The 26274-nt window shown below is 46.9% G+C and carries 24 protein-coding genes and 1 riboswitch; of the genes, 17 read left to right on the forward strand and 7 right to left on the reverse strand.

Annotated features, from left to right (window positions below; genetic code table 11):
• Window positions 1-4 precede the first annotated feature (4 nt).
• From AC1MEO_RS03395 to guaC, 3 genes are all read left to right on the forward strand, one after another.
• Window positions 5-769 (forward strand): ABC transporter ATP-binding protein, encoded by a 765-nt coding sequence (locus AC1MEO_RS03395; RefSeq protein ID WP_480334334.1) that lies wholly within the window; start codon window positions 5-7, stop codon window positions 767-769.
• Between the two features lie 65 nt (window positions 770-834).
• Window positions 835-2139 carry an MATE family efflux transporter gene (locus AC1MEO_RS03400; RefSeq protein WP_480334335.1) on the forward strand — a complete coding sequence of 435 codons (1305 nt, stop codon included), beginning with the start codon at window positions 835-837 and terminating at the stop codon, window positions 2137-2139.
• A gap of 129 nt (window positions 2140-2268) precedes the next feature.
• On the forward strand, window positions 2269-3252 hold the full coding sequence (gene guaC / locus AC1MEO_RS03405) for a GMP reductase (protein ID WP_480334336.1): 984 nt from the start codon (window positions 2269-2271) through the stop codon (window positions 3250-3252).
• Window positions 3253-3268: 16 nt separating this feature from the next.
• Here guaC and AC1MEO_RS03410 read toward each other — a convergent pair whose 3' ends face one another.
• Window positions 3269-3805, reverse strand: coding sequence for a TVP38/TMEM64 family protein (locus AC1MEO_RS03410; RefSeq protein ID WP_480334338.1), 537 nt, complete (start codon window positions 3803-3805; stop codon window positions 3269-3271).
• A 374-nt stretch (window positions 3806-4179) separates the two neighbouring features.
• On the opposite strand from AC1MEO_RS03410, the gene AC1MEO_RS03415 reads away from it, so the two are divergent.
• The 4 genes from AC1MEO_RS03415 to AC1MEO_RS03430 all read left to right on the forward strand — a co-directional run bounded on the left by AC1MEO_RS03415 (window position 4180) and on the right by AC1MEO_RS03430 (window position 7464).
• The gene (locus AC1MEO_RS03415) at window positions 4180-4608 is read left to right on the forward strand and encodes a CBS domain-containing protein (protein WP_480334339.1); all 429 of its coding nucleotides are present in this window, start codon (window positions 4180-4182) and stop codon (window positions 4606-4608) included.
• A gap of 618 nt (window positions 4609-5226) precedes the next feature.
• Window positions 5227-6297 carry a DmpA family aminopeptidase gene (locus AC1MEO_RS03420; protein WP_480334341.1) on the forward strand — a complete coding sequence of 357 codons (1071 nt, stop codon included), beginning with the start codon at window positions 5227-5229 and terminating at the stop codon, window positions 6295-6297.
• 442 nt (window positions 6298-6739) lie between these two features.
• Window positions 6740-7141 (forward strand): DUF1259 domain-containing protein, encoded by a 402-nt coding sequence (locus AC1MEO_RS03425; protein ID WP_480334342.1) that lies wholly within the window; start codon window positions 6740-6742, stop codon window positions 7139-7141.
• A 56-nt stretch (window positions 7142-7197) separates the two neighbouring features.
• Window positions 7198-7464 carry a hypothetical protein gene (locus AC1MEO_RS03430; RefSeq protein WP_480334343.1) on the forward strand — a complete coding sequence of 89 codons (267 nt, stop codon included), beginning with the start codon at window positions 7198-7200 and terminating at the stop codon, window positions 7462-7464.
• 119 nt (window positions 7465-7583) lie between these two features.
• Here the strand turns inward: AC1MEO_RS03430 and AC1MEO_RS03435 are convergent, their stop codons facing one another.
• Entirely contained in the window at window positions 7584-9245 is a 1662-nt protein-coding gene (locus tag AC1MEO_RS03435) for an ABC transporter substrate-binding protein (RefSeq protein ID WP_480334344.1), read from the reverse strand.
• A 97-nt stretch (window positions 9246-9342) separates the two neighbouring features.
• Here AC1MEO_RS03435 and AC1MEO_RS03440 point away from each other — a divergent pair, with 97 nt between their 5' ends.
• The 7 genes from AC1MEO_RS03440 to AC1MEO_RS03470 all read left to right on the forward strand — a co-directional run bounded on the left by AC1MEO_RS03440 (window position 9343) and on the right by AC1MEO_RS03470 (window position 16601).
• A complete protein-coding gene (locus AC1MEO_RS03440; protein ID WP_480334345.1) occupies window positions 9343-10593 on the forward strand; it encodes an MDR family MFS transporter in 1251 nt (416 codons plus the stop codon).
• A gap of 38 nt (window positions 10594-10631) precedes the next feature.
• The gene (locus AC1MEO_RS03445; RefSeq protein ID WP_480334346.1) at window positions 10632-11120 is read left to right on the forward strand and encodes an N-acetyltransferase family protein; all 489 of its coding nucleotides are present in this window, start codon (window positions 10632-10634) and stop codon (window positions 11118-11120) included.
• Window positions 11121-11317: 197 nt separating this feature from the next.
• Entirely contained in the window at window positions 11318-12433 is a 1116-nt protein-coding gene (locus AC1MEO_RS03450) for a GGDEF domain-containing protein (RefSeq protein WP_480334347.1), read from the forward strand.
• 162 nt (window positions 12434-12595) lie between these two features.
• Window positions 12596-13381, forward strand: a complete 786-nt coding sequence (locus tag AC1MEO_RS03455) for a cytochrome c oxidase assembly protein (protein WP_480334348.1) — start codon at window positions 12596-12598, stop codon at window positions 13379-13381.
• A gap of 367 nt (window positions 13382-13748) precedes the next feature.
• Window positions 13749-14702 (forward strand): HNH endonuclease, encoded by a 954-nt coding sequence (locus tag AC1MEO_RS03460; RefSeq protein ID WP_480334350.1) that lies wholly within the window; start codon window positions 13749-13751, stop codon window positions 14700-14702.
• A 55-nt stretch (window positions 14703-14757) separates the two neighbouring features.
• Window positions 14758-14956, forward strand: a riboswitch (cobalamin riboswitch).
• A gap of 167 nt (window positions 14957-15123) precedes the next feature.
• Window positions 15124-15666 (forward strand): hypothetical protein, encoded by a 543-nt coding sequence (locus tag AC1MEO_RS03465; protein ID WP_480334352.1) that lies wholly within the window; start codon window positions 15124-15126, stop codon window positions 15664-15666.
• Window positions 15667-15668: 2 nt separating this feature from the next.
• Complete coding sequence (locus AC1MEO_RS03470) at window positions 15669-16601, forward strand: ABC transporter substrate-binding protein (RefSeq protein ID WP_480334353.1); 933 nt, start codon at window positions 15669-15671, stop codon at window positions 16599-16601.
• Window positions 16602-16661: 60 nt separating this feature from the next.
• On the opposite strand, the gene AC1MEO_RS03475 is transcribed toward AC1MEO_RS03470, so the two are convergent.
• On the reverse strand, window positions 16662-17429 hold the full coding sequence (locus AC1MEO_RS03475) for an arylamine N-acetyltransferase family protein (protein ID WP_480334354.1): 768 nt from the start codon (window positions 17427-17429) through the stop codon (window positions 16662-16664).
• A gap of 191 nt (window positions 17430-17620) precedes the next feature.
• Between AC1MEO_RS03475 and AC1MEO_RS03480 the strand changes: the two genes are divergently transcribed.
• Complete coding sequence (locus tag AC1MEO_RS03480) at window positions 17621-18628, forward strand: LacI family DNA-binding transcriptional regulator (protein ID WP_480334356.1); 1008 nt, start codon at window positions 17621-17623, stop codon at window positions 18626-18628.
• 212 nt (window positions 18629-18840) lie between these two features.
• Here AC1MEO_RS03480 and AC1MEO_RS03485 read toward each other — a convergent pair whose 3' ends face one another.
• The 4 genes from AC1MEO_RS03485 to AC1MEO_RS03500 form a co-directional block, all read right to left on the reverse strand.
• The gene (locus tag AC1MEO_RS03485; protein WP_480334357.1) at window positions 18841-19575 is read right to left on the reverse strand and encodes a YqcI/YcgG family protein; all 735 of its coding nucleotides are present in this window, start codon (window positions 19573-19575) and stop codon (window positions 18841-18843) included.
• 107 nt (window positions 19576-19682) lie between these two features.
• A complete protein-coding gene (locus tag AC1MEO_RS03490; RefSeq protein ID WP_480334358.1) occupies window positions 19683-21359 on the reverse strand; it encodes a DUF2207 domain-containing protein in 1677 nt (558 codons plus the stop codon).
• 58 nt (window positions 21360-21417) lie between these two features.
• A complete protein-coding gene (locus AC1MEO_RS03495; protein WP_480334360.1) occupies window positions 21418-22353 on the reverse strand; it encodes an acetamidase/formamidase family protein in 936 nt (311 codons plus the stop codon).
• Window positions 22354-23127: 774 nt separating this feature from the next.
• Window positions 23128-23844, reverse strand: a complete 717-nt coding sequence (locus AC1MEO_RS03500; protein ID WP_480334361.1) for an NAD-dependent protein deacylase — start codon at window positions 23842-23844, stop codon at window positions 23128-23130.
• Between the two features lie 152 nt (window positions 23845-23996).
• Between AC1MEO_RS03500 and AC1MEO_RS03505 the strand changes: the two genes are divergently transcribed.
• Window positions 23997-24683, forward strand: a complete 687-nt coding sequence (locus AC1MEO_RS03505; RefSeq protein ID WP_480334363.1) for an SGNH/GDSL hydrolase family protein — start codon at window positions 23997-23999, stop codon at window positions 24681-24683.
• 230 nt (window positions 24684-24913) lie between these two features.
• Window positions 24914-26092 carry an alpha/beta hydrolase family protein gene (locus AC1MEO_RS03510; protein WP_480334365.1) on the forward strand — a complete coding sequence of 393 codons (1179 nt, stop codon included), beginning with the start codon at window positions 24914-24916 and terminating at the stop codon, window positions 26090-26092.
• The last annotated feature ends 182 nt before the right edge of the window (window positions 26093-26274 follow it).

Genomic DNA, 26274 nt, shown 5'->3' on the forward strand with positions numbered 1-26274 from the left:
AACGATGGAGATCATGAAAATCAGCCATGTCAATAAAACCTATTCAAATGGCTTGCAGGTGCTTAACGATGTTTCCTTTTCTCTTGTAAAAGGGGAATGTCTGGGCATCATCGGAGAAAGCGGCTGCGGCAAAAGCACATTGTCCCGCTGTCTGCTTGGGCTGGAAAAAATAGATGAAGGAGAAATTTCACTGAATGGCGAAACAGTCCACAATCTGACGACAAAAAAACTCAAACCTTTCAGAAAACAGGTACAGGCCGTATTCCAGAATCCATCTGCTTCCCTGAATCCCAAACTGCAAATACGGGATTCCTTGATGGATCCATATTTGCAGTTTGGCAGCCAAAAAAAGCTGCAGCATTTCAGTTACACGAGCAGGGAAAACTATATTGGACAGCTGCTGGAGGCTGTTGAACTTCCAAGCCAGCTGGCTGACCGTTATCCGCATGAACTGAGCGGCGGGCAACAGCAGCGCGTGACCATCAGCCGGGCCATCAGCATTGAGCCGGAAGTCATCATACTGGACGAACCGACTTCCAGCCTCGATGTACTGTCCCAGGCATCATTGCTGAGATTGCTGGAGGATCTTCGGCGGCAATTTTCACTTTCCTATGTGTTCATCTCCCACGATTTAGCGGCAGTTGCATCCTTAAGCCAAAATCTGCTGGTTATGAAAGGAGGGCGTATGGTGGATGGCTTTGGCAGCGACGAACTATTTTTGGAAAGCCGCCATCCGTATACGAAAGAATTGGTGTCGATGTTCGGATAGATGGAACTTCTAAGTTATGAAGTCGGTTTGGATCAAAACTATTTCGAGTGGTTAGGAGTTTCAAGATGAATCATCGTACATACCTTGCACTGGCGGTTCCCCTCACCATCTCAACGATTACGACCCCTTTGCTGGGAGCCGTTGATACCGCAGTTTTGGGGCAATTGCCGAATCCTGCTTTTATTGGCGGCGTTGCAATCGGCACGGTCATCTTTAACACGCTCTACTGGCTGTTTGGATTCCTGCGTATTGGAACGTCAGGTTTTGCCGCGCAGGCTCATGGTGCCGATGATCGGCTGCTCGGGACGCTTGCCCTCATCAGGCCGCTAATTATTGCAGTCGCTGTGGGAATCGGCTTTTTCTTGTTTCAGAAACCGATTGAATACCTGGCATTAAATTTGCTCAATCCAGCTGATGATGTGTCAGCACTGGCTTCCGATTATTTCGGCATCCGTATATGGGGCGTGCCTTTCACTTTGGTCAACTATGTCATCATGGGTTGGCTGATCGGCATGTCCCGGATTAAAATTTCCGTACTGATTCAGGTTTTCATGAATCTAATGAATATTGGACTGGATATGCTTTTTGTTTTTGGGTTCGAGTGGGGAGTTTCTGGAGTTGCGTTTGCTACAGTAATAGCGGAAGTGACAGCCTGCCTGCTTGGCTTATTGGTTGTCTGGCGCGGCACAGCTTACCGGTTCCAGACGCCTTCTTTTAAACTGGTGGCTGATGGTTCGTCTGTCAGAAAGATGATGGCGGTCAATCAGGACTTGTTTATTCGGACCCTCTGCCTGCTTGTGGTCTTTAACGTATTCGCTTATAAAAGTGCCGCGTTTGGTACGGAAAACCTGGCAGCCAATGCCATACTGCTGCAGATCCATTATCTCATGGCCTATTTTTATGACGGCCTTTCCAACGCATCCAGCATCCTATCCGGAAAAGCGATCGGCTCGAAAGATTCCGGGCTTTTCAAAAGAAATTTGAATCTGTCTTTTCAATGGGCTTGTTATTCATCTCTGGCGCTGACTGCGCTTTATTGGCTATTCAGCACGGCCATCTTTTCGTTTTTCACGACGATTCCGGAAGTCATTAGACTGGGCGGGGTCTATGGAGATTGGCTCCTGCTGTTTCCTTTAGTTTCGAGTTTCGGCATCGTCTTGTATGGCGTATTTACGGGAGCCACTGAAACAGCACCGATACGAAACTCCATGCTCTTGTCTTTGGCGGTATTTTTGCTGGCGCTGTGGGCGGGGGTTCCGCTTTTGCAGAACCATGGGCTATGGCTGGCGTTCATCCTATTCAGCCTGGGCAGATCTGTTTTTTTGATTTTGTATATACCCAAGCTGACGCACCTGATGGACAAGACTTAAGGAATCCCACTCTTCCAGCTAGAAGCAACTGTCCTCTTTGACATCTCTTCTGAAATAAAGTACATTATCATATGGACGAACAATTATTAAGATATATAGATATATCATTCGTGTATAGGGGTGTAATTTATGGAAAATGTATTTGATTACGAAGATATTCAGTTGGTTCCTGCAAAAGCGGTGGTGGACAGCCGTTCAGAATGTGATACATCAATTAAATTCGGCGGACGGACATTCCGATTGCCGGTCGTGCCTGCGAACATGCAGACCATTGTAGATGAAAAAATTGCCGTATTTCTCGCTGAAAATAATTATTTTTATATTATGCACCGCTTTGAACCTGGAAAACGCTTGGCGTTTGCGAAAGACATGCAGCAGCGCGGCCTTTACGCGTCCATCAGTGTCGGTGTGAAACCGGAAGAATATGAGTTTGTGCAGTTATTGGCAGATGAAAAGATTACACCGGAATACATCACAATCGATGTGGCTCATGGCCATTCCAATGCTGTCATCAACATGATTCATCACATCAAAAAATTGATTCCGGAAAGCTTTTTGATTGCTGGAAACGTCGGCACGCCGGAAGCAGTCCGGGAATTGGAGCATGCCGGAGCAGATGCGACAAAAGTGGGCATTGGACCCGGAAAAGTATGCATCACCAAGATCAAGACCGGCTTCGGCACAGGCGGCTGGCAGCTTGCGGCACTTCGCTGGTGCGGAAAAGCAGCCAGCAAGCCGATCATCGCAGACGGCGGCATCCGCACACATGGCGATATTGCCAAATCGGTCCGTTTCGGGGCATCCATGGTCATGATTGGTTCGCTTTTTGCGGGACATGAAGAATCACCTGGAGAAACCATCAACAAAGATGGCAAACTGCTGAAAGAATATTTCGGCTCAGCCTCAGAGTTCCAAAAAGGTGAGAAGAAAAATGTTGAAGGCAAGAAGATGTTCGTGGAATACAAAGGATCGTTGAAAGACACCTTGGTCGAAATGGAAGAAGATCTTCAATCCGCCATTTCGTATGCCGGCGGAGACAAACTGCTGGCGATCCGCAATGTGGATTATGTTATCGTCAAAAACTCCATCTTTAATGGCGATAAAGTTTATTGAATCATACAAAAAGCCCTCAATCAACGGATTGAGGGCTTTTTTTCTGTTTAGAAGATTTAAAAAAGATAGCTAGTGAAACAGCCAATACTGCGCCGAATAGGATGTACTGGATGGTTGCCGGGACAACTTGTGTAAATCCGTAAACAGCAGCCAGTTCCAGGAGGACAGCCGGAATCTTGCCGATGGTGCTGGCGGTAAAAAACAGCTTGCCGCTGATGCTTGTCAATGCTGCACCTGCTGTAACGAAACCGGATGGCATAAAGGGAAGCAGCCGCAGCAGAATCACCAAACTGAAAACGCGGTTTGTTGACTGGTTTTGGAACTTTTGCCAGAAAGGGTGCTGCAGCCATTTTGGATCTGCTTTGGAAAATCCAATGCGGTACAGATAGAATCCAAGCAAGGCACCGAGTATTTCACCTGTGAAAGTTAAAGCTGCACCGGCATATAGGCCGAAAGATTGTATATTGACAACTGTCACCAGAACACTTGGAATAAAGCCGACAGCGCCAACTGCTAAATTGACGAAAAGAAGAAATAAAAACTCGAATGCCACGGGTAAAGATGCGATAAGCGCAGCCTCCTTCAGATGATGTGATTTTAAGAAGAATCCCTGTAAGGCTTGAAAGTTTGCTAGTTACAAAAGAGCCCTTTTCGAATCTATTTTACCATAGCTATACTAAGGCTTTGAAGAAAATCCAACGAGCTGGATTTTGCGTTTTTGGCAGATCAGGTTCCTGAAATCAAAAAAAAATGAAAATATGATTTTTTTGATGAAAATACGTTTTATTTTTTGTGGGATGGATAAGGAATAGTAGATGAAAAGAAAGGAGGAGGTTTGGCGAGGGGTGAATTGACAAATCAGACCAGTCGTCCCTAGAGCCAGTGGGCTGAGCATAAGCAGTAAAATATCCAGAGGAGGAACTATTCATGAAGATTACAGACATCATGACGAAAGACGTTGAGACATGTGCTCCAGAATTGTCGATCCAGGAAATTGCATCCAAAATGCTGGAACTGGATGTAGGCTCCATTCCCATCAGCGACGGCAAACGATTGCTTGGAATCGTCACTGATCGTGACATTGTCATACGTGGAATTGCTTCCCAAGTTTCATTGGACAGCCCTGTATCACAGATACTGACTTCAGAGATGGTTACCGGAACAACAGATATGTCTATCGAAGACGCTGCTGAGTTAATGTCCAAACACCAAATTCGCCGGCTTCCGATTTTAGAAAATGATCAGTTATTAGGCATCGTCTCATTAGGCGACATTGCCGTAAGAGACCGCACAGACGACAATGCCAGCATGGTATTGGAGGAAGTATCCGAGTCGGATGATACAGAATTGCAATAACAAAGAAGGAAATTCGAAAGAAGCATGTCCTTGGAGGGCATGCCTCTTTCTGTTTGGAGGGACCGGGGTATTTTTTATTCCGGACAAGATCGTATACATCCTCCTATCATTAAAAATTCAGAATGGTAAAATAAGTATAAGAACTGAAGTGGGTTAGCAGCGTTAAAAAAATTTTGCTTATGTATACTTCTTGGCACTCTCATAAATTAAGTGGGCCAGTAGAGTGAGTGGAATCTATATTGTCTGCGGGTAAGTTCTAATCTTCGAATGATTGAATATAAAAAGAGGGTGGAATTAGTTGAAAGATAGAATCTTGTTCGCGATTATCTTGTTTTTCGTCTTAGGATCGGGTGCCATCAGTGGCAATGATTCAATAAACCATATGGCTAAGTCGATATTCCATGGACTTGGCCTGTTTACTCTAGGGATGATTGGAATTTATAGCCTTTATAATTTATTCAATAAATCCAGACAGAAGGAAAAGTTGAAATATCCAAAATAGAAAGAGTGGGTAAGGCAGCTTGGCTCTTAAAGTTACAGGCAAAGCCATTGCCAGCTGAAAGTGACGAATGCACTAGTAAGAAACGCATTAAATCAATTATTTATAGGGGTGGGCATGTGCATAACCAAAAACGGATTCGGGACTATGGTGTGGAAATCGGCAGTATGAAGACAGGAACTCTTAACGCCATAACCGACGTGGCAGGGGTCACCGTGGGCCATGTCACATTAAGCGACGGCGATATGCAAACGGGCGTGACGGCAATCCTGCCGCATCAGGGAGATCTGTTCCACGACAAATTGATCGCTTCGAGCCATGTCATCAACGGCTTTGGAAAAACGATGGGGACCATCCAATTGGCGGAACTCGGCACGCTGGAAACACCGATCGTCCTGACCAACACATTGAACGTCGGCACAGCAGCGAATGCCGTCATCGATTATATGCTGGAGAAGAATCCGGATATCGGCAACACCACTGGCACGGTAAATCCGGTGATCGGCGAATGCAACGACATGTTTTTAAATGATGTGCGGGGCCGTTTTGTTAAAGAAGTGCACGTTCGTCAAGCGCTGGACAACACCGGCGTTGAATTTGAAGAAGGCGCAGTCGGAGCGGGCAGAGGCATGCTGTGTTATTCGCTGAAAGGCGGAATCGGTTCAGCTTCGCGCATTATGGAGCTGGCGCACGGAACCTATACAGTGGGCGTACTGGTACTGTCAAATTTCGGAATGCTGAGTGATTTGACAGTCAACAGCAATCCGATCGGTCAAGAGTTGAAGAAAAAAATCCTGCAATCGCATAAAGAAGAAGACAAAGGCTCGGTCATGGTCATCGTGGCCACCGACCTTCCGTTATCGGAGCGGCAATTGAACCGGATCCTGAAACGATCAGTCACCGGACTTTCACGAACCGGTTCCATCATCACCAATGGGAGCGGTGAAATCGTACTTGGTTTCTCTACCGCCACGCTAATTCCCCACGCCAAACCGCCTACAGCTCTTCTAATTGAAACCATCCATGAAGATGACATGGACGAAGCTTTCAGAGCTGTAGGAGAAGCTACAGAAGAAGCGGTGCTGAATTCATTGATCACCGCAGAAGCTGTTGTTGGACGTGATGGCAATGAAAGGCCGGCGTTGAAAGACTTGCTTGGTAAATTTAAGTTGTCACTCTGGAACTCTTAACGGGTTCTTTTTTTTTTGAAAAAAGGAATAACGACAAGAAAATAAAGGCCAAAAGAAAATAAAATTTTTCTGTTTGTCCTGAATAATTATCTAGCGAAAAGAAAAGTGCCCAATGGTCGGATTTACCAACTGTGTAAGCGAAGCTAATAAATATATATTGAATCAAAGATATACAAGGATAGAAGAACGAGGATGAAATACAGCAAAATGCACTCTTTAAAGTAGTTTCTGATGCAATAAAAATGTCAAATTAATAGTTTTCTGTTTACAAGATGTATAATTGATTGTAGTCTAATAGTGTTACACGGAACTTTAATTTTCTAGTTAAAAGTAAAATGTATAGGTTATAAGACATCTTGTTCTTTTATAGAGACCGATTGTTCAGCTGGATTTCATTATTTTTTGGTTGGTTTGATAAAGATAGTCTGAAGGGATGATGACAATGATTACAGCAAATCCGATAAATGATGTCACATTAATCCTGAACAAAGCTTTGGAAGAAGAGGTAGAGGCGACCGGCAATGTTTTTTTGGTAAAAAAGTTTCGTGACTTAGTCATCCTGTCTGGACCATCCAGTTTTTCTTTCAAAGTGGATTGCATCATCACAATTCAAGATTTGCATCGAAAAGGAATTACAATCAATCATGCTGAAATTCTTCTGCTGCCTTCAGAACTGCCCCGGTTTTTGTCAGCTCTGATTAACCATGCCCACCCGTTGCCGAACAATTATTCGCAGCGGCTGTTCATGGAACCGAATGTCTATTGCCTTTACATGGAATCCCGCGAATGTCCCGAACAATTTGCTGAACGTCTGGCATCTGCGCTAAAAGCAATCAAATTCTAATTTTTTTGATTGCTTGTCTGATTCTAATGCCGACAATCAGAAAAGGGGGTGTTCTTATGAAGGGAAAATGGTTATCGTACATTTCAGCAGTTCTCTTTCTCTCAACCATGCTGCCGTTAATGTTGGCAGCAATCCATTGGTCCCATAAACCGCTTGGGATTTTAATGAGCCTTCATCTGCATTTGCCATGTGTGCTGAGCAGTTTAGGGATTGTGGCGGCAGTGTTTGGAGCAAAAGGCGATCTGAAATTCAATCTTGTCTTATTCAATATACTGACTTTAAGCTTATACCTTATATTTTCAACCAGTCTGCACTCCCTGTAACTCCTCCTCAACCAAGATTTCATCGCTTCATGCTGCAGCTACGGCCAATCAGCCGGTTAAGTTCTTCTATAAAAGATGGAGTCTGGCGCAGAAATGCATCAGACCCCATCTTTTTCTATTTACTTTAGAATAAGCGGCCTGACCCATAGCTTGGAAAAATCGACATAGCCGAAATGGCTGATGGAAATGTTCATCAAGTCAACCGAAAAGGGAATTTGCCGTTTTTCATAATACAAAGGCAGCATGATGGCTGATTCGATCAAATCACGCTCAATTTCCAGGTTTAGTGCCGTCCACTGTTCAAATGGCGTTTCTGCATACTGCTGCATGTAATTATTGAATCGCGGCTGGGATTTCATAATGGCTGCCAGCGGAGAATAGCCGTTTGAAAGAAAATAAAAAAACGAAAAGTTCTGGTTCATTTCAAATACTTCCCCGTGGACAAAAAGGTCAGCTGTTTGGTCTTCTTTTGTATCCAACAGCTTGTCTTGGAAAGACAGCCACTCGATTTCCACGGAAATGCCTTCGCTTTCCAGTGCTCTTTTGAGCCAGTGGGTAGCTCCGTTGGTGTAGTTCGCCGCTTTGATGATCAATGGTTTTTCAAGCTGAGGACAAACAGGCTGCGGCTGTAGATAAGATTGTTTTTGGCCGATCAGGCAACTGTGGTGGTTGGGCAAAGCACGCGGATGAAACTGCCCGATTTTATGGCGATGTTTGGCAATGGCGTAGTGGACATAATCGCGGACTTCTTTCCGGTTGATGGGCGAATCCCTGAATGCATTCAATATGACCACGCCGAACCCCGAATCACTTTCCACCTGGAATGTTTCATCCGTTTGTTCATTCGCTGAAGAACGATATGCAAAGTCGAAGTCTTCGGGTACTTGGAGAAACTCCACGATGTCCAGCAAGGGACGTTCTTGAAAATAACCGCCAAATGCCATCAATGTGGTTTTCCGTTTGTTATTTTCCGCGACATAAAAGCTGCCCGAACCGATGGGATGCAAAGCGGTTTCTTTATAGATGCTGGCATTGATCATGCCCAGCATTTGAAGGCAATAGCTGCATCCACCAGGAAAAGAAATTTCGATAACATGAGGTGAGATTGCTTGTACATCCGTGATGGGCGCCCACAAATCTGAGTAAGAAGCATTTTCTCGCAGCCTGTTCAGGCACTCGGCCACATCTTTTGAGCTTAGAAAAGAGCCGTCATGAAAACTGACTTCTTTTCTTAAGTACAGCCGAAGCTTCGTAGATGTAAGATCCCAGCTGTGTGCCAGTTCCGGAGAAACCTGTCCGTGTTCATTGACTGAGACCAAACGGCTGTATACATTGGCGACCATATTGGCGCTGTGGACATCTGCCGCTTCCAGCGGATGGAGCGTCAGCAACGGGTATTTCCTGGGTATGATCAGCTTATCGTTTTGGCTTGCCGCATTTTGGACATACCCAAAATTAGAACGGAACTGGTGCAATAAACGCTGCCTGACTTCCGGTGACCAGTCAAACAGCAGGTATTTGCCGGCAGCTTCGATAGATTGTTCTTCGATCAATTGGATGAGCTGTTGTTCATAGACATCTTCAACATGTCTGTGCCATTCAAGATGAGAAGCGTTGCCCCTGCCGCGGCCAGACGTAAAAGTGAACCAGCCCTCATCCGCCCATTTGCGCAAAAGCCGCGTCGTCTGTTTGCTGCTCAGTCCAAGTGAATCCGCCAGCAGCGTTTGCTTGATGTTGCCGGATGGAACAGCTTGCCATAAAGCTAAAAGGGATTTTTCCATGTTGCCTCCTTATAAAAGTGGACATAATTCATAAAATTGTCTATTTTTAGTATCTTTTGTCTAGTTTAATATACATAAGACAAGGGAGGTTGACAAGATGAAATGGAAAGACTATCCACAAAATATCAAAGTCCGTTTAATCACTTCCTTTTTTAACCGCGCTGTCTCTTCAGCCGTCATGCCATTCATGGCCCTGTTTTTTGCTCAGGAGATGAGCAAGGTCTGGGCCGGAACTTTTTTGATCATCACCGTTTTCATCGGATTTTTTGTCAACATGATCGGCGGCTATATTTCTGATCGCTTCCCGCGAAAACGAGTATTGGTGATGACTTCCTCACTCAGTGCTGTCATGTTCCTGCTGATGGCGATCAGTTTGGTGCCGAGTGAAAAATGGATCAGCCTGTTTGCGCTGGCCTATGTCATTTTTATCATTACCAGCAGTTTGGGCAGACCGGCGATGCACGCCATCATCATCGATTCGACCACTCCGGAAAACCGCAAAGCGATTTATGCCATCGATTACTGGATGATCAACTTGTCGATGGCAATAGGGGCAGCACTGGGTGGTTTGTTGTATCTCAACCATCAGATCGAGTTGTTTGTTCTATTGACCGTAACAGCCGCCAGTCTGCCGGTCGCTTATCAGATTTGGTTGCAGGATGAACGCGTCCAAAGTTTGAAAAAGCAGCATAGCAATGTCGTCATCGATTTGCTGCAAAATTACAAAGTGGCTTTTCAGGACCGCCCTTTTGTGAAAGTGGTGATCGGCTCCATGTTCATCTTTTCGGCGGAGTTTTCTTTGAACAGCTATATCGGCGTCCGGCTGGCGGAGAGCTTTGATTCCTTTACCATCGGGGATTTTGAAGTTGCAGGGGTCCGCATGTTGAGCCTTTTGAATATCCAAAATATGCTGCTGGTCGTCTGCCTGACATTCATGGTCAATAAATTCACGGACCGCTTTTCCAAACAGCATGTCCTATTGACCGGATTGTTGCTTTACAGCATCGGCTATGTCACCATAACTTCAGCGAACAGCTGGTACTTGCTGCTCTTGTTCAACTTTATCGGCACAATCGGCGAACTGGTGTATTCACCAGTCCGCAACGCAGAAATGGCAAATATGATACCGGAAGACAAGCGGGGCTCCTATTCGGCTTTCTCCAATGTTTCCTTCAGTGGAGCGGATATGCTGGCACGGTCGACCATCATCATCGGAGCTTTTCTGATTCCGACCATGATGTCTGTCTATATCGGCGTCCTGCTGATGATCGGCACGCTCCTCGTTTATACGGGCCTGTTTGCCAGAAAGTCGAAGAAAGAGCAAATGGCTGCACCAGAAGTTATCTGAAATGGCAGTTGCAATAAACTAATGTCAGGAGAATGGTGATGATCATCAGAAAAGCAGTTCCGTCGGACGCGTTTCAATTGTCCGTTCTTATGAAACATGTGGAAGAATCGAATTTTATGCTGTTTGAACCGGGAGAACGCAAGACTACCGCTGAGCTGCTTGAGAAACGCCTTGCTGCTGCAGGGGAAGAAACGGTCGTGCTGGTGGTGGAAGAAGCGTCGGAGTTGACGGGCTATTTGTTTGCGATGGGTGAAGGAGTCAAACGGAAACGGCATTCCGTTTATGTAGTGCTGGGCATTCGGCAGAACGAACGGGGAAAAGGCAGAGGCACCCGGTTGTTTCAGGCATTGGAGCGGTGGGCGAAAGGTACAGGAATCCATCGCATGGAATTGACGGTGCTTGAGCATAACGTAGCGGCCATTGCATTATATGAAAAGATCGGATTTGAAATGGAGGGGATCAAGCGGGATTCCCTATGGATTGACGGCAACTATGCCAATGAACTGTATATGTCGAAATTGCTGTAATCTGCAACAAGGCTCTTCAACCGGTTAGGGAACACGACTGGTGAAGGGCTTTTTCATTGTGAACAGAAATTTGGAAGAAATCGACAACCTATTGTCTTTTTTTTACTGATATTCTGTAAAATAGTGTAGTTAATCTATATTTTTAGAGATGAAAACTGTAAACTGATAATGGAATGTTTGTGTAGGGAGTTGGATGGATGGATTCATTGCTTTTTTTCTTTCTTGAAAATATGGCGTTGATCATTGCGCTATTATACCTGGCTTTAAAAATAAAGGAATGGTTATTTCCGGATTTGACTGAATCGAAGCTTTTATTGCTGCTGACTGTCCTCTTCATCGGATTTTTGACTTTTTCCGTTATGTACAATCCTTATATCCATGAAGGAATGAGGCTTGACCTGCGGGAAGTGCCGCTTTATTTCATCTCATATGTCGGGGGGTGGAGAGTGGGCATCTTGTCTGCGGTATTTCCTTCTGTCTACCGCTACTCCCTTGGAGGGCCTACGGTAATTGCAGGGATTCTGCAGACGGTGGTATTGCCGGTCATCATCGGCAGCCTGTTCCGCAATAAAAAAACAGCCAATAAGTTTTTTGCCTTATTGGATATCAAAAGGATGGTCTTGGGACTTCTCGTGTTTGAAGTCCTTAAATCGATGACGATGCTGGTCACTACACCAGCAACCATTTTCATCACCCTTTCGATGATGTTTTTTGCGGTAATTGCTGCGTTGGCTATGGGGCTGATCGCAAATGGAGAGAATCACCACATCCTTGTCCGCAAGGAACTTGAGTTCTATTCGAACCAGGATCCCATGACGCAATTGCCCAATATCCGCTTTTTCAGGAACAAAGTTCAAACGCTGGTAGCGCAGCATATCCCTATGGCCATTGTGATGATCGATGTGGATTATTTCAAGACCTATAATGATACCCATGGCCATCAAAAAGGAGATGCAGTACTCCGCTCGATAGGCCAGCTCTTGCGGGACCATACACGGAAAAAAGATTATATCGCCCGTTATGGCGGGGAAGAATTCATCTTTTGCATCACAGACCCTTTGGATGACGCGGAAGCATTGAAGATTGCCGAGCGGGTCCGTGACCGGATCGAGCAGTATCATTTTGAAGGCGAAGAGCAGCAGCCGGAAGGCAAGTTGACCGTTTCGATGGGAATATCCTTGAATTCCTACAATAAAACGCTGGACCAGCTGATCGGGGAAGCAGATCAGGCACTTTACCAATCCAAACGAAATGGAAGAAACAAAGTGACAGCTTTTGTGGAAGCAAAGGAATCAGAAGCAGTGAATGCGTAGAATAAGATTCTTGGAGTCAGACAGCCGCTTTTTTCATTGGAGCGGCTGTTTTTTTTTTAGTAGAATCGGTCCATGATACATAACGGAATGAAGAAGCGGGTAGAGGGGGAAAAGGAAGTGTAATCCGGATTTGCCAGAACGATCAAGAAAGGAGGGGCAGGGATGGAACACAACCTGCCTGTAGGTGTAACCAGTCTGGAGGCAATCGCCGTTGTTTTACTTTTCCTGGCCTTCCTGTTGTATCCGTTGGCCGCTGTTTTGACAAGTTTGCGTTTCAAAACCTGGCCCTTGCATCGCTATTTGTTGTGGAGCCTTGGTCTTTTTGTCACAGCTAACGTCTTTACAGGACCTTTGGCGGAATATGCACATGAAAATTTCATCGGACATATGTGGACGCATCTGCTGCTCGGGATGCTGGCTCCGCTGCTGTTCCTGCTGGCGATGCCGATGACATTGTTATTGAGGTCACTGCCTGTTCAGTTGGCCAGAAGGGTATCTTTTCTCTTGAAAAGTCGGCCATTTCGGCTGTTAAGCCATCCGATTACCGCATTTATCCTGAATATCGGCGGTTTGTATGGGCTGTATATGACCGATTTATATGCGTTTATGCACCAATCCCTGATCGTGTATGCCCTAATTCATCTGCACATATTTCTGGCGGGGTACCTATTCACCGCTTCCATCATCTATATTGATGTAACAAGTCATCGCCTGGGGTATGTGTTCCGGTCAATTGTTCTGATTTTATCGCTGGCGGCGCATAAAATCCTGTCAAAACTCATCTATGCCAATCCGCCGGCTGGTGTGCCGCGAGAACAGGCAGAAACAGGGGCCATGGTGATGTATTACGGCGGGGATTTTATTGAGCTGGCCATTATCGTCATCCTTTGCTGGCAGTGGTATAAAGCCACTGCTCCGCGGAAAAGTGAAATGGCGGAGGAGGTATGACGCTTCCTTCGCTGGTCTGCCTTATGCCTGTCGGAGGTCCGCAGGATGCGGATCATGTAAGCGTTGCGACAGGAAGTCGCGCTTATAGCTTACGTTCCTTTAGCTGGCCGTTTCCGCTTTTCTTTATTGTCCAGCTCCAACGGCCAACTCCTCGGGTCATAAGCCACACTGACTATGCGGCAAAGGGCGCCGCTTCGTCAGCGCGTCTTATGCCTTTCGGAGCTGAACGGCCGTTTCCGCTTTTCTTTTTCCCCGGCAAAATCTCTTGTTTTGGGTTAAACTAGAGGTAAGCGTTTGGATTCGAATAATCTGCTCTACTATATAAGATCAACTGGATTTGAGCATCACCATCATTAGGAGGCAATTCATGAATAGTTTTATTGTTATGCAAGGCGAAACCTATCAGGACGAACGGAATGCAGGGGTTCTTTGGACGCCGCAGATCGACAAATCAGGCATGGTGCCGCATTCCTGGAACCGGATGCAGGAGCTGGAAAAAGGCGATGTCGTTTTTCATTATGTAAAAGGCTCCTTCGTGGCCATCAGCCGCGTGCGGGAAGATGTCCATAAAGGCCTGAAGCCGAAAGATCCGGACGGACAGCAAAGCGGAAACGAAGCCGCCTTTATCGCGCACGCCGCTTACCGCGAATTGGATCAGCCGTTGTCCGTAAAGGACTTCTTTGCGGAAATCGAGCCTTTATTGCCGGTGAAGTATTCGGCATTCCAGGAAGATGCAAGCGGCAATTCAGGTTACCTCTACCCCTGCAATGAAGAGCTGGCGATGAAGTTGCTGGAGCTGATCAGCGCGTTGAATATTTTCACTTTGGAAGTAGAGCAGCTGGAATTATCAATGGAAGTCATCAAAAAAACCGAACACAATCCATTGCTTGGGCTGATTGCCGAAGCGGAACTGGAAATCAAAACAAAAATGCGCAGAGGCAAGGAGCAATTCCGTGAAAGTTTGCTGCCGCAATGGAACGGCGAATGTCCGCTTTGCGGCATTGCGATCGGAGCGGTCCTGAAAGCGACCCACGCCAAGCCATGGAAAGACAGCTCAGACACAGAGCGGCTGGATCCATTCAACGGGATCCTGCTTTGCGCCAATCATTCAGCACTCTATTCGGCAGGCTATATTGCATTCACCGGCGGGGGCAGGCTCCATATTTCGAGCCGGATTGCTGAAGAAGACTATCCGGTCTACAGATTGCGCAAGAGCATGAAAGTACCGGTCTCACCTGAACATGCGCCTTATCTAAGATGGCACAAACGGATTGTTTTTGCAGAACCGAGAAAAGTGAAATTGCTGACAAATCAGGAGTAATAGATTTTTTTATCTGTCTATTTGCGTTTGGAATATGCTACACTGAAAACAAGTGAATAATCATGCAGAAAAAAGGTGCTGATTCGTCAGCATAACAGGGAACCCGGTTAGATTCCGGGGCTGTTTCCGCAACTGTAAGTGCGTATGAAATAAGAAAATGCCACTGTACGGATGACCCAAGTCATCCCAACGGGAAGGTTCTTAGAGTAAATCGATGCACAAGCCAGGAGACCTACCTTTTTTTGAACGTATTTTTACTCTTCGGAAGATAAGGGAATCATACGGCAACGTTTCTATTTTTGACTGCTGAAGTATGTCTCTGAATAGCTATGGCGCCGCCCTCTTTTTGAGGGCGGCTTTTTGCTGTTTTGCGGGAGCGTTCAATGCGGTGATTTTCACCAGACAAAAGCGAGGTGAAAAGATGAAGAGAGACATGCGTTACCTTTGTTACCCATTCATGCGGGAATCTGCATCCACGGTGGATTTTGAGATCAGGACAGATTCATTGACCACGCGCATCGGGGAAGCCCTGGCGCTGACAAAGGAAGTAGCAGCAGTACAGCGGGATCTGCAGCTGCTCCAGCCGGTAGCCTATCATTTAAATGGCTCCGTGCGCGGAAAACTAGCCGTCCAGGAAGAAGATTTGACCGCATTAAGTAGCATGTATGATTATTATGTCAACTCCACTAGGGACAAAATCGGCAACTTCGTTTTGCCCCAAGGGACTCAAGGCGCTTGTGTACTGCATGTCTGCCGTAGTGAGGCGAAGAAATCTGTCCGCGCCCTGCACAAAGTGAGCCTGGAACGGGAAGTTCCGGAAATCCTTTTTGATTACGCCAACCTGTTGGCGAATGTGCTGTTCACCATGGCTGTTTATGTCAACCAGCATCACGGAGTGGAAGAAATTCCATTTGCCAGCAAGTCCTATCCAACCAAACCCAAAAAGAAAGAAGTGGCCAACTAATAATGAAAATTTCCTTATTCAAGTACTTATCCATCGGTGCTGTGGCATTAACTCTTGGCGCATGCCAATCCGAAACGGCTGATACAGAAACAGCAGCCGAAGCTGAAGAACAGACAAACTACGCAGTAACAGATGATTTGGACAAGGAATTGACTTTTGAAAAAGTTCCTGCAACTGTCGTGTCTTTGATTCCAAGCAATACCGAAATCCTCTATGAAATCGGAGCTGGAGACAAAGTCGTAGGCGCCACGGATTACGATAATTACCCGGCGGAGGCAGCCGAAGTGGAGCGTGTTTCCGATTCGGTGGCTTTTAATGCAGAACGCATCATTGAACTGGATCCTGATGTCGTCATCGGCTATTCGACAGGCGCACCAACCGGTTATGAGGATTTAGAAGCAGCTGGAATACAAGTGTTTGTCATCGAGTCGGCCACATCTTTTGAAGACGTCTATGGGGACATCGAGCAGATTTCCACTGTAATGGGGCTTGAAGACAAAGGCGACGCACTGATTGCGTCTATCCAAGAACAGATCGAAGGCGTCCAGGAAAAAGTGGAGGCGGCTGAGACAAAGCAATTGTATTTTGAAATCAGCCCCTCACCGGAAATCTACACGACTGGACAGAACACGTTCCAACAGGAAATTCTGAACCACGCAAATGTGGAGAATCTATTTGGCGATTTGGAAGGATGGCCGCAGATTTCTGAAGAAGAAGTCATCAAACGAAATCCGAAAATCATTGCGACAACCGTTTCATACGTGGAAAATCCAATTGACGAAATCAAAGCCCGTGAAGGGTGGAAGGATATCGAGGCAATTCAAAATGATCAGGTCTTTTTCCTGGATTCCGATATCACTTCCCGTCCCGGTCCGCGAATCGGGGATGCCGTTGAATTAGTGGCTAAAACCGTTTATCCGGAAGCATTCGAATAATAGCAGAAAACCCCGCTCAAACTTGAGCGGGGTTTTCTAATTCATTCAAAGGAGGAGGCATTAGTGGAGCTGTTTTTCAAGCAAATCCTGGTCAATGCCAAATTCCTCTTTCAACACGTTTCTTTTTTCCGCTTCAGACAATTGGGTTTTTTCTTTTCCGCCATTTTCAGAACGCGTCAGCTGATTTCCGGATAAGGTGATTCGGCCGTTTTCAGTGGCACGCGTGACCAGATCATCGTGAGTAAAAGGAGAGTCCCGTGAGACTTGGTTGAAAACACATCCTTCGTGGAAATCCGCCAGCTGTTTTGCTGTTGTTGAAAACCGGTACAACACTTTCTCCGTTTCATCGTTCTCACGAATCAAGTCATAATAAACCTCGTCAACTTGTTCCACACGGTAAGTGCCGCTATGGTCTGTATGCCGTTCACCGCCGAGCGGAATCGGGCTAATGGTGGAATCCCCAAATCCTGCATCGACCAGATAGAAGGTATCGAGCTCAACAAGAATGGCTGCATGTGTATCAGATTTCGACCAGGTGCCATCTGGCTTTTGGACAGTAGCGGAAATCAGTTTTGCATCAAATCCCAATTCATTCAGCAGCCAATGGAACAAACCATTTATTTCATAGCAATAGCCGCCGCGGTGTTGATTGACGATTTTGTCGTAAATGCTTTCCAGATTCAAATAAATCGGAGTCCGGCGAATGACATCTAAGTTTTCAAAAGGAATATTCTGCATATGCAAAGATTGCAGCTCAGTCAAGTTCTGGAGGTAATGTTCCTGCGCCGGGGAAGCGTTAAATCGCTTCAGGTAGTTTTCTTTATTCATTCTTTTTATTCATTCCTTTCGGTGGTTTGAAATGCCTCCATAAAAGCACAGTCGTTATTTTATTCATTCATTTTAAATTTTAGGTGTAGATAAAGGCGGCGCGTGGTATAGTAAAAGAGCAAATAAAATTCAAACGAATAATGAATCCGAATGACTGGCTAAAAGTCATTCATAATAAATCAGAGGGCAGGGTGATCGAATTGGTATCGACAACAGATGTAGCAAAACATGCTGGTGTTTCACAGACCACAGTTTCACGTGTATTGAATAAACCAGATCAAGTAAAAAAGGAAACTTACACTAAAGTGATGGCTGCTGTAAATGACTTGAATTATTCGCTGGATGGGAAAGAAGAGGCAGTTCCAATCGCCGAAAAAACCAAATCAATCAGTTTGATTGCCGGCCCTTTGGATGACCCGATTTTTATCGGTGCTGCTCCATCTATTATAAGCTATGCAAAAGAACAGGGCTATCAGGTCAACGTTCATTTTGTCACAAAAGAAAATGAAACGGACACATACGATGCTGTCTTATCCAGCAAAGCAGATGGCATTATTCTAGCGTCCGTAATGCTCGATGAAACGAGTCATGAGAAATTGGCTCAATCAAATATTCCATTCATTCTGTTGAATTCAAGTTATGCTGGTGCCCAACACGCAATCGGTCTGAATAATGTCGAAGCTGGTTATTTAGCTGCGAGCTACTTGCTTAATGCAAACCATGCAGAAGTTGCCTGGGTTGGAGGGCCTTTGGCTAATCCAACCTATAAGGATCGGTTTTTAGGATTCATCCATGCATTACAGGAGGCGAAAAGCAAAGTCCGTAAAAAACGTTTGGTGATCACCGATACGGATAAAGCTTCTTTGTACGAAGCTTTTCAAGAACTCCAGGGTTTAAAGAAAAAACCGACGGCTATCGTGGCCGCCACGGATGAAATCGCCATCCAGCTTTTGGATTTTTACCAGGAGGCTGGGTACCAGGTCCCTGAAGATATCAGCATCCTCGGCATCGGGAATTCAGAAATCGGGCAGCATTCAGCGTTCGGATTGACATCTGTGGGTCCAACCGACAGTCTTGCAAATCTGGGGCAGGAAGCCGTTAAAAGGCTTTTTGATATCTTGCTGCTCGATCAGGATGAAGCATTTAATGTCAACCGGGATGTTGTCTTGCATGAGCGGAAAACCACAGTACGCCTATAGGAAGGGAAGAGACACAGAGAGCAGGATGCATTTTCTGTTTCCCCGTTATAGCTTTACTACCCTAAAAAGAACTGGTATTAACCCCAAGTGAAAAGAGCTGTACCGTTATTTTGCCGGTACAGCTCTTTTTTATTGGCCAATATTTGTTAAAAAACTTAGAATACTGCTTTATGTCTTTGATCTTGTTCTTTAGATAAAGATGAAGCTTGTCATTATTTCATTTCTTTATGCGTAAACGGACATTTTCCCTGTATCGGTTCACTGTCGTCTCCGATGAAAAACTGTTTCCATTCGTTGTGGTCAGGATCACCGAAGTGGCTGATGTCCGGATGCGTCGGCAAGTGATCCCATGCCTCTACGCGCTGCCGTACTTTTTCGCGCGACATGACGCCGCCTTTTTCCGTTCCTTTTAATCCTTCAAAGATGCGGCGGGGCTGGAATCCCAGAACCATTGCGTTGCCAAGGTCGCGGGTTTTCCGCTGCTTGTAGGCCGGCGTATTGCCGAAGATGAAGATTGGCTCTCCCTGGAAGGTGAAATCCCATAAATAATGGTCGGGGTCGCGCGGTGCATCTTTTGGCCATTCCATCTCATCTTCGTCATGCAGGTATTGGAGAATGTCCCAGAACTGCTGGCGGTAGGTTTCCAGTGAACCTTCTTCGTTGAAAGGTTCCACAAAAACGAATAATCCGTGGCGCTTATGTTTCGGATCATTGAATAGCGTCAAGAAGGACTCAACGGCAGCCGGCAAATTGCGCCAGTCGTCCTGCGTGATATAAGCGTAGCGCAATTCTCCCTTCAACTCGCCGCTCATCCCGAAGTAGCAGGGGAAGGTCTTGTCGGTCACGGTTTCGTGAAAGGTTTTATACTCGGCCAGCAGCCATTCAGGCAAATCTGTCCGTACGGTAAAATCTTCTTTCGTCAATAAAGCTGAGTGGGCAGTAATCATCAAATATTCCTCCATATGCAAAAAATAGCGTCTCTTTTTTACTTCCCTAAGAAACACCAGACAAAACAAAAACGGCTGAGAAAGTCTCAGCCGTTTTTGTCTGTGGATTAAAAAGCGCCGGAGCCGCCACCGCCGCCACCGACTCCTCCTCCGCCGGCAGGCATAGAGCCTGTCCCGCTCGCCGAGGCATTGGTGCTGGAATTCGCAGCGAGGAAAATACCCGTCAGGAGGACTGGATTGTAGAACACCCCAAAGTCCGCAAAAGCCGATTCGCTATAGGCATTGGTGAAGCCCTGTGTTTTCGGGTTTGTTGATTTTTCATCTGCTCCCAGTACGTAGGCGTAAGCCCGCATTTTTTCATCCTGCGTCAAGCGTTCCCATTCCGAAGCATCCAGGTTTTCCATAGCCGTGCGCAGTTGCTTCCATTCCGCACGGATCTCGTGGCCTTCACGAGTGATCGGGGAGTAGAAGCAAAATGCGACAAAACCGATGCCGATGAAGAGAGAAAAAAACATCAATGGCAATAGAGCCATTACCCCGAAAAAGATGCTTGCTGCAAATAAGGCCAGTCCGATCAACCCGACCGTCCAGCGCAGCAACGGATGCTTGCCGTACAAGCTGTGCTGCTTCACTTCTTCAGCGACACCCTGTTGCCAGGCGGTGATCGATTCGTTATAGGAAGAGTGGTTCAGTTCGTTTTTCGTATAACTTTCAAGATCCTTGGTTTCAAAAGTTTCGCCGTCACCGGCTTTATCGAACAACAAGTCGATCAATGTGGCTTCATGCGCAAATTCGGTGTTGCGGTCAATCAGTTTGAATTGCTCTTCAGACAGCTGTTCGATATTCTTTTTGCGCACCAATTCCATTAAGGCAGCTGCTGTTACGGCAGGCGTCAAGATGGAGGATTTGGTGAAATGCAGCGTTGCTGGAATGCTCATTTTCTGCTTCGGCACAAAGAAGGCATCGGTGCCTGGCTGTGCCTGCTGTTTGGTTTTGCGGGCACGGTTCCATGCCCAGGCGACCATTGCAAGCAGCAAAGCACCAGCAGCTGGAATCAGTCCGTTGCCGAGGGCAGCAGCTGTGTCTTGTCTTGCCGCAAAAGCGATGGCTTCGTCTTCCAGCCGCTCTTGTTCAGCTGCCAGCTCCCCGCGGATAAATCCATCCTGTTGGACCAGGGCGGGAAAGAGCTGTGCGTCAAAGATGACGCGGACATCGCCATTGGATCCTTCCGGCACAGCGTCCATATCAAAGCGGACGGCGCCGCCGTCCTGCAGGCTGCCCGTTCCGTAGGCTTCATCATAGCCGACAAATTCCGTATTTTCCGACGGAGCGGGAGGGAGGACGGTGATCGTCATCTGCCCGTAATCACTTTCATTGCGGTCATCGAAGAACGGCCAGTAGAATTCGGCGCCATCTTCAAATTTATCCACCGCATCCTGGATTTCATAGCGCAATTCAATCGTTACGGTTTCGTCTTCGCCTGCACGGAATACCTTGTACAGATCGCCGTCACGTTCGGTTTCCAGTTCTTCTCCATCTTCAAAGCCGTTGAACTTCTGGATCGACGTTCCTTCTTTCGGAACGATTTCCCGTGTGATGCCGTTGAACTCGCCTTCGAATTCGTAGGTATGCTGTTCCACCACAGCCACGGTGCCGTCCGCGTTTACCTGTGCGTCGATCTCCACTTCAGAAATCGAATACTCAACGGCCAAGGCCTGCAAGGGAAACAGCATGAAAATCAGCAGGACCCCTAATAAAATCTTAGCTGGTATTTTCCAGTACATCTCCATCACCTCTTCCTTTATTTACGGGGCACCCCGCAAAAAGTTTCAAAAACACCCGTCAGCGAAGGACGCCGTGAGGCAAAATGGCGTGAACTCCTTTCACCCCATTAACGATTTGTGTGACATGCAGGTCGACAGCCAGACTTGATAAAGCTGTGGCTTCCGTGCGCGTTATGCCGTACAGCTGCTGCATGAACGAGACCATTTCAGCCAACGCGCCAGCTGCCGCTTCGTTAAGGTCTTCATTGAACCCGAATGTGATCCAGCCCGCCGGTGTGTGGGCGCGCGGCATGGACAGTTCCATGTCCTTGTGGAGAATCAGCGTGATGTCAGCGAGATCCATCGGGCATTCAATTGCTGTGCCGGAACTTTCGCCGTCGCCTTGAAGGGCATGGCCATCGCCAAGTGAAAACAACGCACCGTCTACAGATATGGGCAGAAACAAACTGCTGCCTGGCACCAGTTCCTTGCAGTCGATATTGCCGCCGTAATAGCCCGGCGGTTTTGTCGGGAAAGTCCCGGCTTCTTTAGGCGCTACGCCCATCAGTCCGAGAAACGGGGACAAACCGATTTTGAATTCCTGCCCGGCGAGTTTACAGCTGCCCGTCATTCTTGCTGCATCGAGTTTCCAATCCACCTGCAGCCGTTCGCTGTCGGTGATGCCCAGCTTGTCATTTTGCCAAGCTGGGATTCCGCCTGCCCAATTGCGCCCGTACCAGCCGGGAATGAGTTTATTGGTGCGCACTTCAAGCACCATGCCGGGTTTTGCGCCAGCCACCGCGATAGGGCCGAAAATCGGATGGGCAAGCTTGTCTTCCTGTTCACGGGATGTGAAAATCGTCCGTTCTTCGTTTTGGGCTGCTGAATAGCCCCATTGGATATCGATCGTCTTCAACTGGATGGTATCGCCCGAATCGACGGTCAGAATCGGCTTGTAATCCCGGTTAAAGGAAGAATGGAGGTTGATTGAATCAAGCGGTATGGTATGAATCACAGAAATGCCCCTTTCAGTCGAGTGAATTTCACTTATTTCCTTGATTATACCAATTAACGGGCTGAGCAGACACAAGAGGACCTTAGGGTTAAGAGCAGAAAGAGCAACGTGCAGAAAAGGGATAGGGGTTCTGGTCTTATCCCGCTAAGTAGGCCGAAAGGATGCGTTCGGAAATCGAGAATCTGCTTCCTGTGGTGACGGGGCAAGGATTGAGAGTTCTGCCCGATATGGGGTTTGGATATTTGCGGTGGCTGAAGAAATAGAAGCGCGCTTGAAAAGAGACGGCCAGACGGATGAGGATTTCCTTAACTTTCCGGAACTGTTCGTTGATTTACCGCTGCTTGCTCTGGTTTTCAAAAATATGGAGTGGAACAATGGAAATTAGGGGCAGTCGCGTAAGGCACTAAAATAAAACCACGGGAGAAAAATGATTGATTTTTCTCCCGTGGTTTTTGCTTTGTATGCAGTTGTCAGGAGATGGTGGACCGAGACTTTTTTTGGATTTTATTTGAAAAAATTTGTTTTATTCCATTAATAGAGCTTACTGTCCAAGTTGGGTAAAATACAGTCCAAATACGATAAATACTGTCCAAACGAATGAAATACAGTCGAAACTCGGCACAATACTGTCCGCGCGCTAAAATGCTCCTGGAATGTCGGAGTGGCCGTTTTTAAAACTGCCTTGATGGGACATTTTTGTGCCCGCCAAAATTTCAAAGCAATCCACAGTGAACCGATTCCAGCAACCTTATTGAATTTCCGGCTGTTGATGTTTTAAACCGATTCAAAGCGTTGCCATTCCGCTAAGACATCGCCAATCTGGCGGTTATTGATCACCAGGTCGGCGTAATCATCGATCGGTGTGGCTTCCTGGTTGACGATAACCAGTTTTGCGCCATGTTCTTTAGCGATGAGCGGAAACTGGTTGGCGGGCGTGACGGAAAGCGAAGAACCGAGAACGATGAATAAGTCAGCGCGTGCAGCTTCTTGATAGGCCATCTCAAAAGGCTGTTCCGGCAGCATTTCCCCGAACAGCACGACAGAGGGCCGCAAAATGCCGCCGCAGCCGCAGCGGTAGGAACTTTCAAGAAATGCTTCGCTGCTGTTGGAGGTTCCGCATGATTGGCAATGGACCTTCTGCAGCGTGCCGTGCAGTTCGGCAACATGTTTGCTGCCGGCTTGCTGATGGAAGCCATCGACATTTTGGGTGATGATGGACTGGAGCCGGCCCCGCTTTTCCCATTCCGCTAAAATCCGGTGGCCGTTATGCGGGCTGTATTCCTTCACACCAAGAACGCGTTTCCGGTAGAAGTCGATAAATTCGTCGACATTTGTATTCAGTGCCTCGACACTGGCAACCTGGCTGGGATCTTTTTGCTGCCATAATCCTTGATTCGCTGAGCGGAAGTCCGGCAACCCACTTTCCGTCGACATGCCGGCGCCGGTAAAAACCACGATATGTGTTGAATTCAACAACCAGTCGTTGATCAATCAAATCCCTCCTCTCCATAAAGTCTTTTTTATAATAAAGCCTGCGGTCACAAATGTAAAAAAACGACTTTCAGGAATCCTCAAGGGATAGGTCGACTGCCGAAATATGTTAAAATAAGAGAGAAAATTAGCAAGAAGGGACGTGCAGCAGATTGATTAAAATCCGATCCGGTGCCCTTTCTGAAAGAGCACCTTTTCTCGCTTCGAAAAAACCCAAAACCCCACTTGATATAGAAAACATCGTCATTTTAGGTGATTCGGTGGCCTATGGCTATGGCACCAAAGGCGGCATCAGCAACCACCTAAAAGAAACCTTCCCGGCAAGCCGCATCACCAATCTGGGCATCAACGGCTTGACCAGCAGCGGGCTGGTCCAAAAAATGCAGACAGGCTCCTGGCGCACATCACTTGAACAAGCCGATCTTGTGCTGTTGAATATTGGCGGCAACGACTTGCTTCGCGGATTCCGGGACGGGGGAGCCAAGGGCTTGATACGGCAGTTCGCCATCCTGAAGCGCACTTACCGCCAAAACCTGCTCCAAATCTATGCGCTGCTCCGACACGCCAATGACCAAGTCATCATCGTCCAAAACAACTTGTACAATTCCATGAAAAAAGAAGAACAGTATTTCGGCTTTACCAACCTGTTGTTCCGCCTGTGGAATACGGCAATCGGCGAAAAGGGAGTCATCGTCTCCAAAACAAACGCCATGGGGAAAAATCCGTCGATTTGGCTTGATGCTATTCACCCAAATGATGAAGGCTATAAACTGATGCATGAATTATTGCTCCATACCTTATCCACGACAGGATTCACCATTCTTCCAAATAAAAAATAACGGAATGATGAATAGATGCAAAAGTACAGGGAACTCTCCTTGTGCTTTTTTCTTTTGCCGAAAAGATTGAAGGTTGCTGTCGTTTTGATGATAATGAAAATAAGTATTGTATAGAAGAAAGGGGGAACGGGATGAACAGAATGATCCTTTTTTATTCAATATGTGCAGCCCTTTTTCTTATCTTACAGGCCTGCAGCGGTGATGAGGACAGAGTGGAGGAGAGTGGACAGATGGATGAACTCATTGGAAATTGGGAAGGGGCGATCCAAGTGCCGGGTCAGGCATTGCCGATTGCTGTCAAGTTTGACGGGGAAAATGGAGCGATTTCCATTCCTGTTCAGGGAATCAAGGATTTTCCGCTGACCGCCCTTAATTTTACGGATCCGGCGATTCATTTTGAAATGACGATCCAAAGCCAATTGCTCGTCTTTGATGGCGCGCTCGAACAAGATTCGATTGCCGGCACATTTACTCAGCAGGGGCAATCCTTTCCTTTCGAGCTTTCCAGAGCGGCTGCCGCTGAGGAGGAAATAGGCACACGCACAGAGATAGCAGTGGAGGGAGGGAGCATGGCGGCTCTGATCCTGACACCTGAAGGCGAGGGGCCGTTTCCTGCCATGCTGTTGCTGTCGGGTTCCGGACCCACCGATAAAAACGGCAATTCCCAGCTGATTGTGGGGAAAAATAATAGCTTGAAGATGGTGGCCGAGGCGCTCGCTGCAGAAGGAATCGCCACAATCCGCTATGACAAGCGCGGGATTGGAGACAATGTCGGCCTGATGGAAAAAGAAGAAGATCTGCAGTTTGAGGATTATATCACAGATGCTTCCGCGTGGATCGGCTATGCCCAATCTCAGGAATGGTTTTCCTCCGTAGGCGTCATCGGCCACAGCGAAGGGTCTTTGATCGGCATGATTGCGGCAGGGCAACAGCGGGCTGCATCATTTGTTTCATTGGCCGGAGTCGGGCGCCCTGCAGACGAACTCTTAATGGAGCAGCTAAAGGAGGATTTGCCGGAAAATTTGCTGAATGAGTCGCGTGAAATCATCAGTGAATTGAAGAAAGGACGTACAGTGGAGCCAATCAGTCCGGAACTGGCCAGCATCTTCCGGCCATCGGTCCAGCCTTACCTGATTTCCTGGCTGGCGTATGATCCACAGACGGAACTGGCAAAGCTTGATATGCCAGTGCTGGTCGTTGGCGGGACGACGGACCTTCAGGTGCCCATCAGTGATGCAGAGCTGCTGCAGAAGGCGCATAGTGAGGCCGAATTGCTGATCGTCGACAACATGAATCATGTGCTGAAAAACACCTCTTCCGACCCGACGGAAAATATGGCAAGCTACGGCAACCCTGATTTGCCCCTGGCAGATGGATTGATGGAAGGGATATTGGAATTCCTGAAATAACATGAAACGCCTTCCGGCTTACGGGAGGCGTTTTCAGCTCTGGCAAAAACGAATTGCTCCGGATTGTTTACCGGGAATTGAAGATGTACATAGTTTTTCTTGTATTTCCCAAAAAAGATTGACTATTTTAAATTAAAATACTAATATAAAATATACTTCTGTTCCAGGGAAGAAGATTTCAA

It is taken from the genome of Planococcus sp. BI3 (genome assembly GCF_056680115.1).

What these genes read in the sequence shown, in the direction of transcription:
- AC1MEO_RS03395 (WP_480334334.1), top strand. Translation starts at nt 5, where the DNA reads ATGGAGATCATGAAAATCAGCCATGTCAATAAAACCTATTCAAATGGC.
- AC1MEO_RS03400 (WP_480334335.1), top strand. Translation starts at nt 835, where the DNA reads ATGAATCATCGTACATACCTTGCACTGGCGGTTCCCCTCACCATCTCA.
- guaC (WP_480334336.1), top strand. Translation starts at nt 2,269, where the DNA reads ATGGAAAATGTATTTGATTACGAAGATATTCAGTTGGTTCCTGCAAAA.
- AC1MEO_RS03415 (WP_480334339.1), top strand. Translation starts at nt 4,180, where the DNA reads ATGAAGATTACAGACATCATGACGAAAGACGTTGAGACATGTGCTCCA.
- AC1MEO_RS03425 (WP_480334342.1), top strand. Translation starts at nt 6,740, where the DNA reads ATGATTACAGCAAATCCGATAAATGATGTCACATTAATCCTGAACAAA.
- AC1MEO_RS03430 (WP_480334343.1), top strand. Translation starts at nt 7,198, where the DNA reads ATGAAGGGAAAATGGTTATCGTACATTTCAGCAGTTCTCTTTCTCTCA.
- AC1MEO_RS03435 (WP_480334344.1), bottom strand. Translation starts at nt 9,245, where the DNA reads ATGGAAAAATCCCTTTTAGCTTTATGGCAAGCTGTTCCATCCGGCAAC.
- AC1MEO_RS03440 (WP_480334345.1), top strand. Translation starts at nt 9,343, where the DNA reads ATGAAATGGAAAGACTATCCACAAAATATCAAAGTCCGTTTAATCACT.
- AC1MEO_RS03445 (WP_480334346.1), top strand. Translation starts at nt 10,632, where the DNA reads ATGATCATCAGAAAAGCAGTTCCGTCGGACGCGTTTCAATTGTCCGTT.
- AC1MEO_RS03450 (WP_480334347.1), top strand. Translation starts at nt 11,318, where the DNA reads ATGGATTCATTGCTTTTTTTCTTTCTTGAAAATATGGCGTTGATCATT.
- AC1MEO_RS03455 (WP_480334348.1), top strand. Translation starts at nt 12,596, where the DNA reads ATGGAACACAACCTGCCTGTAGGTGTAACCAGTCTGGAGGCAATCGCC.
- AC1MEO_RS03460 (WP_480334350.1), top strand. Translation starts at nt 13,749, where the DNA reads ATGAATAGTTTTATTGTTATGCAAGGCGAAACCTATCAGGACGAACGG.
- AC1MEO_RS03465 (WP_480334352.1), top strand. Translation starts at nt 15,124, where the DNA reads ATGAAGAGAGACATGCGTTACCTTTGTTACCCATTCATGCGGGAATCT.
- AC1MEO_RS03470 (WP_480334353.1), top strand. Translation starts at nt 15,669, where the DNA reads ATGAAAATTTCCTTATTCAAGTACTTATCCATCGGTGCTGTGGCATTA.
- AC1MEO_RS03475 (WP_480334354.1), bottom strand. Translation starts at nt 17,429, where the DNA reads ATGAATAAAGAAAACTACCTGAAGCGATTTAACGCTTCCCCGGCGCAG.
- AC1MEO_RS03485 (WP_480334357.1), bottom strand. Translation starts at nt 19,575, where the DNA reads ATGATTACTGCCCACTCAGCTTTATTGACGAAAGAAGATTTTACCGTA.
- AC1MEO_RS03490 (WP_480334358.1), bottom strand. Translation starts at nt 21,359, where the DNA reads ATGTACTGGAAAATACCAGCTAAGATTTTATTAGGGGTCCTGCTGATT.
- AC1MEO_RS03510 (WP_480334365.1), top strand. Translation starts at nt 24,914, where the DNA reads ATGGATGAACTCATTGGAAATTGGGAAGGGGCGATCCAAGTGCCGGGT.